At 43.4% G+C, this 8,197-nt stretch carries 9 protein-coding genes and 1 CRISPR repeat array; of the genes, 4 read left to right on the top strand and 5 right to left on the bottom strand.

All coding sequences use genetic code 11. The annotated features are described in order from the left end of the window. Nucleotide 1: 1 nt before the first annotated feature. Nucleotides 2-636: direct repeats of the CRISPR family, unit length 25 nt; unit sequence TTCCCCACGTGCGTGGGGGTGTTTC. 229 nt (nucleotides 637-865) lie between these two features. Further along, complete coding sequence (locus JXA84_08110) at nucleotides 866-1,369, bottom strand: hypothetical protein (protein MBN1151163.1); 504 nt, start codon at nucleotides 1,367-1,369, stop codon at nucleotides 866-868. A 78-nt stretch (nucleotides 1,370-1,447) separates the two neighbouring features. On the opposite strand from JXA84_08110, the gene JXA84_08105 reads away from it, so the two are divergent. Together JXA84_08105 and JXA84_08100 are read left to right on the top strand one after the other, a co-directional pair. Beyond that, on the top strand, nucleotides 1,448-2,488 hold the full coding sequence (locus JXA84_08105; protein MBN1151162.1) for an aminotransferase class I/II-fold pyridoxal phosphate-dependent enzyme: 1,041 nt from the start codon (nucleotides 1,448-1,450) through the stop codon (nucleotides 2,486-2,488). A gap of 2 nt (nucleotides 2,489-2,490) precedes the next feature. Beyond that, nucleotides 2,491-3,000, top strand: a complete 510-nt coding sequence (locus JXA84_08100; protein MBN1151161.1) for a nitroreductase family protein — start codon at nucleotides 2,491-2,493, stop codon at nucleotides 2,998-3,000. A 49-nt stretch (nucleotides 3,001-3,049) separates the two neighbouring features. Here JXA84_08100 and JXA84_08095 read toward each other — a convergent pair whose 3' ends face one another. After that, nucleotides 3,050-3,604, bottom strand: a complete 555-nt coding sequence (locus tag JXA84_08095; GenBank protein ID MBN1151160.1) for a hypothetical protein — start codon at nucleotides 3,602-3,604, stop codon at nucleotides 3,050-3,052. A gap of 206 nt (nucleotides 3,605-3,810) precedes the next feature. Between JXA84_08095 and queD the strand changes: the two genes are divergently transcribed. Together queD and JXA84_08085 are read left to right on the top strand one after the other, a co-directional pair. Further along, a complete protein-coding gene (queD, locus tag JXA84_08090; GenBank protein MBN1151159.1) occupies nucleotides 3,811-4,176 on the top strand; it encodes a 6-carboxytetrahydropterin synthase QueD in 366 nt (121 codons plus the stop codon). A 7-nt stretch (nucleotides 4,177-4,183) separates the two neighbouring features. Next, complete coding sequence (locus tag JXA84_08085) at nucleotides 4,184-4,978, top strand: GTP cyclohydrolase I FolE2 (protein MBN1151158.1); 795 nt, start codon at nucleotides 4,184-4,186, stop codon at nucleotides 4,976-4,978. Here the strand turns inward: JXA84_08085 and JXA84_08080 are convergent. The 3 genes from JXA84_08080 to JXA84_08070 are packed head-to-tail and all read right to left on the bottom strand — an operon-like array spanning nucleotide 4,956 to nucleotide 7,878. After that, nucleotides 4,956-6,107 carry a CapA family protein gene (locus JXA84_08080; protein MBN1151157.1) on the bottom strand — a complete coding sequence of 384 codons (1,152 nt, stop codon included), beginning with the start codon at nucleotides 6,105-6,107 and terminating at the stop codon, nucleotides 4,956-4,958. The two genes, JXA84_08085 and JXA84_08080, sit on opposite strands and share 23 nt — an antisense overlap. Before the next feature lie 31 nt (nucleotides 6,108-6,138). Further along, nucleotides 6,139-7,254 (bottom strand): hypothetical protein, encoded by a 1,116-nt coding sequence (locus JXA84_08075; protein MBN1151156.1) that lies wholly within the window; start codon nucleotides 7,252-7,254, stop codon nucleotides 6,139-6,141. 3 nt (nucleotides 7,255-7,257) lie between these two features. Further along, nucleotides 7,258-7,878 (bottom strand): class I SAM-dependent methyltransferase, encoded by a 621-nt coding sequence (locus tag JXA84_08070; protein MBN1151155.1) that lies wholly within the window; start codon nucleotides 7,876-7,878, stop codon nucleotides 7,258-7,260. Nucleotides 7,879-8,197 lie beyond the last annotated feature (319 nt).

The raw sequence follows: 8,197 nt of genomic DNA, 5'->3' as shown, positions 1-8,197 counted from the left end.
CTTCCCCACGTGCGTGGGGGTGTTTCTATAAAAGAGGAGGAAAGCATGGGATTTGAAAAGTCTTCCCCACGTGCGTGGGGGTGTTTCCAGACAGTTTATCGTCGACTTCACATTCTCATAGTCTTCCCCACGTGCGTGGGGGTGTTTCCTTCATCCACTATATCCCCGAACAAACCACAGTGTCTTCCCCACGTGCGTGGGGGTGTTTCCGTGGGTCCTCTTCTCCGCTGGGATTTCAGATGGTCTTCCCCACGTGCGTGGGGGTGTTTCTTGGGACTCAAGCAGATTATCAGAAAACCGTTGGTCTTCCCCACGTGCGTGGGGGTGTTTCCGAGTTGTCTCTTTCTTTCAAGACTTACGAGGAGTCTTCCCCACGTGCGTGGGGGTGTTTCCGAATGATTTATAATTTTCCCGAAGCAAGCGGAGTCTTCCCCACGTGCGTGGGGGTGTTTCTATCCCCTACTGCCTTATTTAGATTTTCAAATCGTCTTCCCCACGTGCGTGGGGGTGTTTCTTTCAAAAGTTACGGCGATGATGGCAGTACATGGTCTTCCCCACGTGCGTGGGGGTGTTTCTCCCCGGTGGTGGATTTTTAGGTGGATTAGTCGGTCTTCCCCACGTGCCTGGGGGTGTTTTAATTGTTGACAGATCTACTTTCAGTTTTACTCATCACCTCAAAACCCTCAAGTAGTTGACAAGCTATTTTTCGAATTAAAAGGGCGAAATAATCATGACGGCGAAGCATGAAGAACTGTTCGAGAAATGCGAGCTCTACAAAAACCTCTACGAATCCTTTTCAGGTTCGGCAGCCTGACCGTTTATCATTGATAATTTATCGTTGATCTCTTTTAATTTGCCGTGTCTTTTAGAGGACAGGTAAATATTTCCGGCATTTAATACTTTTCTTTACCGCATCTCCTGAAAAAGTGTAAACCATTCTTTGTTTTTTGCCGGTGATGAGATAGTCAATGCCTCCGTAGGAGATTCCTGTCTTTATGGAGATGTAAAAATTTCCGAACTTTGTCTTGAAAACAGATTTGTCTGAGAAAAATCCGTTTATTTCCTCTGAACACGACAGGGCGCCTCTAAAGCTTTCTTCGCCCGGAAATATCGCCAGGAGTGCGTCTCCTTCGAAAGATGATATAAAACCGCCTCTTTGGTGAATGTTTGAAATTATATTTTCGAAGATTTGACTCAGGAAATTTCCCAGAACTTCAATGCCTTCTTTGTCTTCTCTCATCAATTTGTCTGTCACTGAAGTAAAACCTGACAGATCGAGGAACATTGCGCAGCCCAGGAAATTGCCCGAATACTCGCCTATTGAATATTTCTCGGAAAAAAAATCAGGTATGAATATTTTTGTTTTCATAAAATAATATTGACAGATTATAATAACAATTAATTAATGTTTTGTCTTTATTCATGGACAATCGACAAGGAGATAAATTTGAAATCAATAGACCTGCGTTCGGACACGGTGACAAAACCGACGGTTAAAATGCTTGATGCCATTATGAATGCGGAATTCGGGGACGATGTTCTCGGTGAAGACCCCACAGTGAATGAGCTTGAAAAAAAATCCGCCAAAATCCTCGGTAAAGAAGCCGCGCTTTTAGTGCCCTCCGGAACATTCGGAAACCAACTGGCGCTGTTCACCCATTGCGACAGGGGAGATGAAGTTGTTCTATCCGAAGATTCCCATATAGTGGTTCACGAAGCCGGAGCGAGTTCTTTTATTGGAGCTGTCCAGTTGAGAACTGTAAAAACTCGAAAGGGCTGTCTGACTCGAGAGGAAATTGATAAAAGGATAAGAAAAGAAAAGGACATTCACTTCCCCAAAACCGGATTGATATGTCTTGAAAACGCCCTGTCCAGCGGGTATGTCCAGACGCTGGAGGAGATGAAAGAGATAAGGAAATTGTCGAACAAATGGTGTATTCCCATCCATTTGGACGGCGCGAGAATATTCAACGCCGCCATCGCTCTTGGCGTGAAGCCTCTGGAAATTGCCGAGTACTGTGACAGCATAATGTTCTGCCTCTCCAAGGGGCTCTGCTGTCCCGTAGGATCCTTGCTTGTTGGATCAGAACAGTTCATCGAAAAGGCGAGAAAAGGGAGGAAAATCATGGGCGGAGGCATGAGACAGGCGGGTATAATAGCCGCGCCGGGAATCGTGGCTCTTGAAGAAATGACAGAAAGGCTCGGAGAAGACCACGAGAAAGCGAAAATGTTTGCGCAAGCTTTGTCCGGATACAAACAATCACTTGTAGAAATGGAAAATGTCAAAATAAATATGGTCTTCGCCAGGTTTGAAAGCGATGAGTCCGCTTTAAGTTTTATCGCCGAGCTCAGAAACAAAAACATTCTCGTTTATCCTCCCGAGGATGCATCCGTGAGGTTCGTGTTTCACAGGGAGATAAGCGAAGAAGATATGGATTATGTCTTGAGTTGTCTTCCCGCTGTTTTTGAGAAAGTGAAAGGAAAATAGCGATGGAAGCAATGGAATGTATTTTGACAAGGCGGAGCGTGAGAAAATACCAAAATTCAAAAGTAGAAAATGAGCCGGTTCAAAAAATTTTAGAAGCGGCTATGTTCGCCCCTTCTGCCAGAAATCTCAGACCCTGGAGTTTTGTGGTCGTCGATGACAGAAATATTCTCAATAAAATTGCCGGGGCTCATCCCTACTCTGAAATGATGTATGAAGCACCACTTGCAGTGGTTGTCTGCGCCGACGAGGAAATTCAAGGAAACCAAGGTTATTGGGTGCAGGATTGCTCCGCCGCGATACAAAACATGCTTTTGGCCGCTCATTCCCTCCAACTGGGTTCAGTTTGGCTTGGGGTTTACCCGAGAGAGGAGAGGATAAAAGCGATATCAGAAATTTTAGAGCTGCCCCAAAATATCAAACCGTTGGGAATTGTCGCCCTCGGATACCCGGCGGAAAAACCAGTTCAACCCCGGAGATACGACACTTTGAAAATACACAGAAACAGATGGTAAAAAAAAAGGGCGGTTTAAAACCGCCCTTTTTAAACCTATATTCTTGGATTTATTCCATAACTTTGGCAAAGAAAAGTCTGTCGAGTCCGACTGTGTCCTGTTTTGCTTCGGGGACGCCGGGGATCAAATAGTCGACGACATAGTTTGTCTCTGCGACTGCTGATATGGCTCCGAAGTACCATACGAAGCTGGTGCCGTTGGGAGCTATCATGACCGGGGTGCCGGCTACGAACATTTCGGGAGCCGCGTCGGTTTTAACGGCGTAGTAGTATTCGTTTGTGTTGGGGTAAGTTCTTCCCGTCTCGCCTGCCGCAAAAGTATCCGCCCAGTTGAAGGTAATCGAATCTGCGGTCAAAGCGGTTACATAAGCCGAATCATATCTGAAAGATTCGGTTGTTGTCGTGCGGGCAAAAATCAAGCAACCGACATCCACATAAGCTTCTTCTACAACCGTTGTGTCAACAACTGTTGTGTCGGTAACCGTAGTGTCGACGGCTGTCGTATCGGTGACGTCTTGGGGTTTCTGACTGCAAGACACCGCGCCGAGATACAAGACGAAGATCGCTGCCAGAGCGACGGTGAGAACTATTGAGTTCCTTTTCATTCTTTGTTTCCCTCCTGTTAATTTTTACGCTTCCAAGCAAATTCCCTTGCTTGACAAAATGTAAAAAGTACCTGCCAATTTAAACTCTATTACACTATAAATGAGAACCGAGACCTTCTTGGGTGGCAATGTTACATTTTTTTACAGGAAAAATCAAGAGAAAAATTTCATTGGTTTAATCCGGCTGAAAACATATAATTCTAGTCATGAAAACGGTGATTTTGACGAGAACTTTTAGGGCTGATTCAGCCCACAGGATAACAGGGCTGTCAGAAGCTCACAAATGCAGCGCTCTTCACGGGCACTCATTCAGAATTGACGTCAGCATAAAAGGTAGGGTTGACGGTAAAATCGGATGGCTGATGGATTTTGGGGATATAAAAGACACAGTCGATCCAATAATACAGAAAATAGATCATAAATACCTAAACGAGATTGAAGGGCTCGAGAAAGGAACAAGCGAAAACCTCGTGATATGGCTTTGGGACAGACTGAAACCCCTGCTCCCTGAGCTGTTTGAAATAACGGTCTGGGAGAGCGATAATTCAAAATGCGCATACAGGGGCGGTTGAATTGAAAATGCCCGATGTCCAGAATGACCAACCTTATCACGGCATAGAAATAGATTCGGTTGGCGTAAAAGACATATACTTCCCTATTTCCGTCGAAGACAGAGAAAATAAAACTCAGCAGACCCTTGCGAAAATTTCGATATTCGTAGAGCTTCCAAAGCATTTCAGGGGAACCCATATGAGCAGGTTTGTGAAAATTTTACATTCATACCAGAAAGAATATTCAATGCTCAACATGGGTGAAATCCTGAAGCACGTCAGGGATGAACTCGACGCCGGTAAAGCTGTTATGGACGTCAGCTTCAAGTATTTCATTAAAAAATCGGCGCCGGTGAGCGGCAGAGAAAGTCTTATGGATTACGACTGCCGGTTTCACGGCATATTGGGTGAAAAAGAAGAGTTCACGCTTGAAGTTGGAGTTCCTGTGATGACGCTGTGTCCATGTTCAAAGGAAATTTCCGATAGAGGAGCACACAACCAGAGGGCGAGAGTTTTAATCAGGATAAGATACAGGGATTTTGTGTGGATAGAAGAAATGGTCGAACTCGCCGAGAGAAATTCAAGCGGAGCACTTTATTCTTTGTTGAAAAGACAAGACGAAAAATTCGTCACCGAAAATGCTTACGACAATCCAAAATTTGTTGAAGACGTCGTCAGGGGCGTTGCAGACGAACTTCTCGCGGATAATAGAATCGTATGGTTCCGGGTAGAATGCGAGAGCATGGAGAGCATTCACAACCACTCGGCTTACGCCGAGATCGAGAGGGATAAAACCGGTTTCAATACGAAATCTCAACTTTGAAAAAACCGGTCAAAGAATCGTATGTTGAAAGAAGATTCTCAGTCATACTGAGGAAATGACAGGGGAGATTTTCTGCTATTTTTTTTATCCTGCTTCTGTCGTAGCTTGAAAAAGACAAACTGTCACCAGATTGGATTCGGGAAAAAGCTTTTGTCGCGTCTATTACCCTCACATCGTATTTGCCGTTTTCTGGCTTGAATTGGACGTAGGTCGGCAGGAAATTGACGCCGGATAAAAACGTCCAGCCGGATCGGTAAACTTTGAGCTCTACCCCTAAAATCAGCCCTGCGTCTCTCGGAACAGTTCTTTGAGACGATATGAAGTTTCCCAGAGAATAGAAGAAAAGCTTCAGCATGTCTTCTGGTGAATTTTTTAAATTCATGGGCTGGACTACATGCGGATGGATTCCTATCACTAGATCCGCGCCGAAAGAAGACACCGAATCGAAAAGGGCTTTTTGACGTGCAGAGGGGATTAAATCGTATTCGGTGCCGTAGTGCAGAATCACGACTATCGCGTCGGCTCCGGTTTCATCCGCGAGGTGAATAGCCTTCTTGATATTTTCCGTATCGATATAATTCACTTGACAAGGGCTGCCTTTAGGGAGAAAAAGTCCGTTTGTCCCGTAAGTGTAAGATAAAAAAGCGATGTCGATGTTTTTTACGGAAATCAACAAAAAATCCATTTCGGAAGAATCCCTGAATGTGCCGGTATGGTAAATTCCGATGCTGTCGAGAACTTCCAGAGTCCTTACAAGCCCTTGTTCTCCCCTGTCAAGACAGTGGTTGTTTGCTGTTGTCAATAGATCGAAGCCCGTTTCTTTTAGCGCTTGCGCGAGTTCGTCTGGTGAATTGAAGCGGGGGTAGCCGGTGAAAAGCTTTTCTTCACCGGCGAGAGTCGTTTCGAGGTTTCCCATTGTTAAATCGGCTCCGGACAGAATATTCCTTACATCATCAAAACTGCTTGAAAAGTCATACTCCCCGCTGACAGCGTCTTTTGCCCCTTTTAACTGTTCATCGTGAACCATTATATCTCCGACGAAAACCAGGGAAACTATATCTGGTTCCAGCCCAAGGGTAAAATCCGAGACAATATTTTCTGGGTAAAATCCGTAAATTCCAAAAAACAAAGACAACGTTAAACGGAGAAAAGGAAGCATTTTATTCGGAAAAGTTTGCCGGGTTTAGACGGTATTTAATTATTTTTTTTCCGTTTGCGGTGTAGAGGTTGTTCTTCATGTCAATCGTCATGCCGTAAACGGGTCTTTCAACTTCGAGCTGGGTCAAAAACCTTCCATCTTTGTTGAATACTTCTATTCCGTCAAAATCTTCAATATAGATGTTTGACTGGTTGTCAATGACCAAAGGTTCTCCGGTGGCGTGGCTCAAAAAACCGGGTCCATCACCCTCAGAGCCGAATCTCGTGAAGAATTTTCCCTCCGGAGAAAATTTGAAGACGGAACTGTTTGTGACGGCAAATACGTATATATATCCTTCCCCGTCCACCGCCAGTTCGCAAGTGTGCGGATAAAAATCTGAATTAGATGAAATGATTTTCTCTTTGTTCCAGATCAAATTGAAATCACTGTCGAGTTTCGCGAGGTTCTCTCGGTCGTATATCACCAAAATATTCCCGTCGGGCAATACAGTCAAGGCTTCGTATGTGAAAGCCGAGATAGTAGGTATTTCCACTGAATCGGAAAAAGAACCATTTTCCAGATTGTATGACAGTATATCTCCTTTTGATATCACAAAAACAGTTTCTCTTCCGTCTGTGGAGAAAGATTGGACGTAAGCTTGTTTTCCCACAGTCCACTGCCTTAGATAATTCATAGATGAATCGAAGACCTGTACCCGTCCGTTTTCGTATTCGCAGGTTATTACCAGACCGTTTTGCGTGGTTATCACATACCTGACGTCTTGGAAAAAACCTGGACCTGTCCCTTCCGATCCATACTCAAAAATTTTTTCGACTTTCTTATCGCCGACTATAACGCTTGATGTAAAATATTTAATCAATGCGACCATTCCTCCAACCAGCAGGACTGCAATCGACAAGAATAGAATAAAAGATACTTTTACTATTTTTTTCGCGCTTTGATTGTCTATTGTCGGAAAGTCAAATTTCATTTCAGGGATATTGGAAATATCAACACGATCATCGTTGTTAAAATCGATCCAGGTGCCGCAAAATGGGCATCTGAATTTCCCATTGGCTTTTTCAGGGTCTAAAGGAGCACCGCATTTAGGGCATTGAAGCACGTTTTTTTTTGACATATTTCAGTCCTTTTTTTTGTGTTCATAGACAAAAATACCGTAAGGCCTTGAAACGCGAAAGCTTGGAAAAAAATACAACGGGAATGTAGACTGGAAGGTAAATTTCTCCTTTTCTTTAAAGTATCTGCGAAGAGTCCTGTTGACGTATTCATCGTCGGCTCTTCCCACAAAAATTATCTGTGATTGACCACTGGTCATTTTTTTTATTTTTGTGCAAGTCTTTTCCAGTTCTTCAGGTCGCAGATAATAAAGGACTTCGGAGCAGAAAAAAAGGTCGAATCGGTTTTTGGTGGTAAAGCTGCCGATATCAGCTCTGATGAATTTCAAATTTTCAAACTTTCCGTATTTGGCATTCGCTTCTTTGATGGCTCTTGATGAAATGTCGATGCCGGTGACTTTGTTTGATACCGCAAGAAGAAGGTGGCTGAAAAAACCGTTTCCGCAGCCTATGTCCAGAATTTCGTTGAATTTTCTTTTTCCGATAATACCGAGAATATTTTCAATTTTACTCTTTTCGTAGACGGATTTTTCGATTCTGAAAGGATCTTTGACGGCAGAGTATAGGGCTTCAAAAAAAAATGAAGAATCGGAAGTTCTCACGGTTAAGTAATACGCTTTGGTCAAAAAATCTAAAGCACCAGAACTAAAGGAGTTTACAGGCATAATTAGTATGATAAAATAAATCTTGACCAAAATAAAGAAACGATTGAGATGGATTTGAGAAATTTTGGTTTAGATTACAATCAAATAAAAAAGAGGTTTTTATGGAGAAACCAAGACCTGAAATGAAAAAAGGGAAGTTGAAAAAAATGTCGGAACTTTCCAAAATCGACCCCAAAGACATAATAAACATAGATCCAGCAATAGAAAGAGGCATGGGGATAGCTTATATTCTAAGCCTGCAAAAACTGATAGCTAACATAATAAAGAACAATTCGCCGAG

The sequence above is a fragment of the candidate division WOR-3 bacterium genome, from assembly GCA_016926475.1.
Lineage (GTDB): Bacteria > SDB-A > SDB-A > SDB-A > SDB-A > JAFGIG01.
This window is presented reverse-complemented; position numbering and strand designations above follow the sequence as displayed.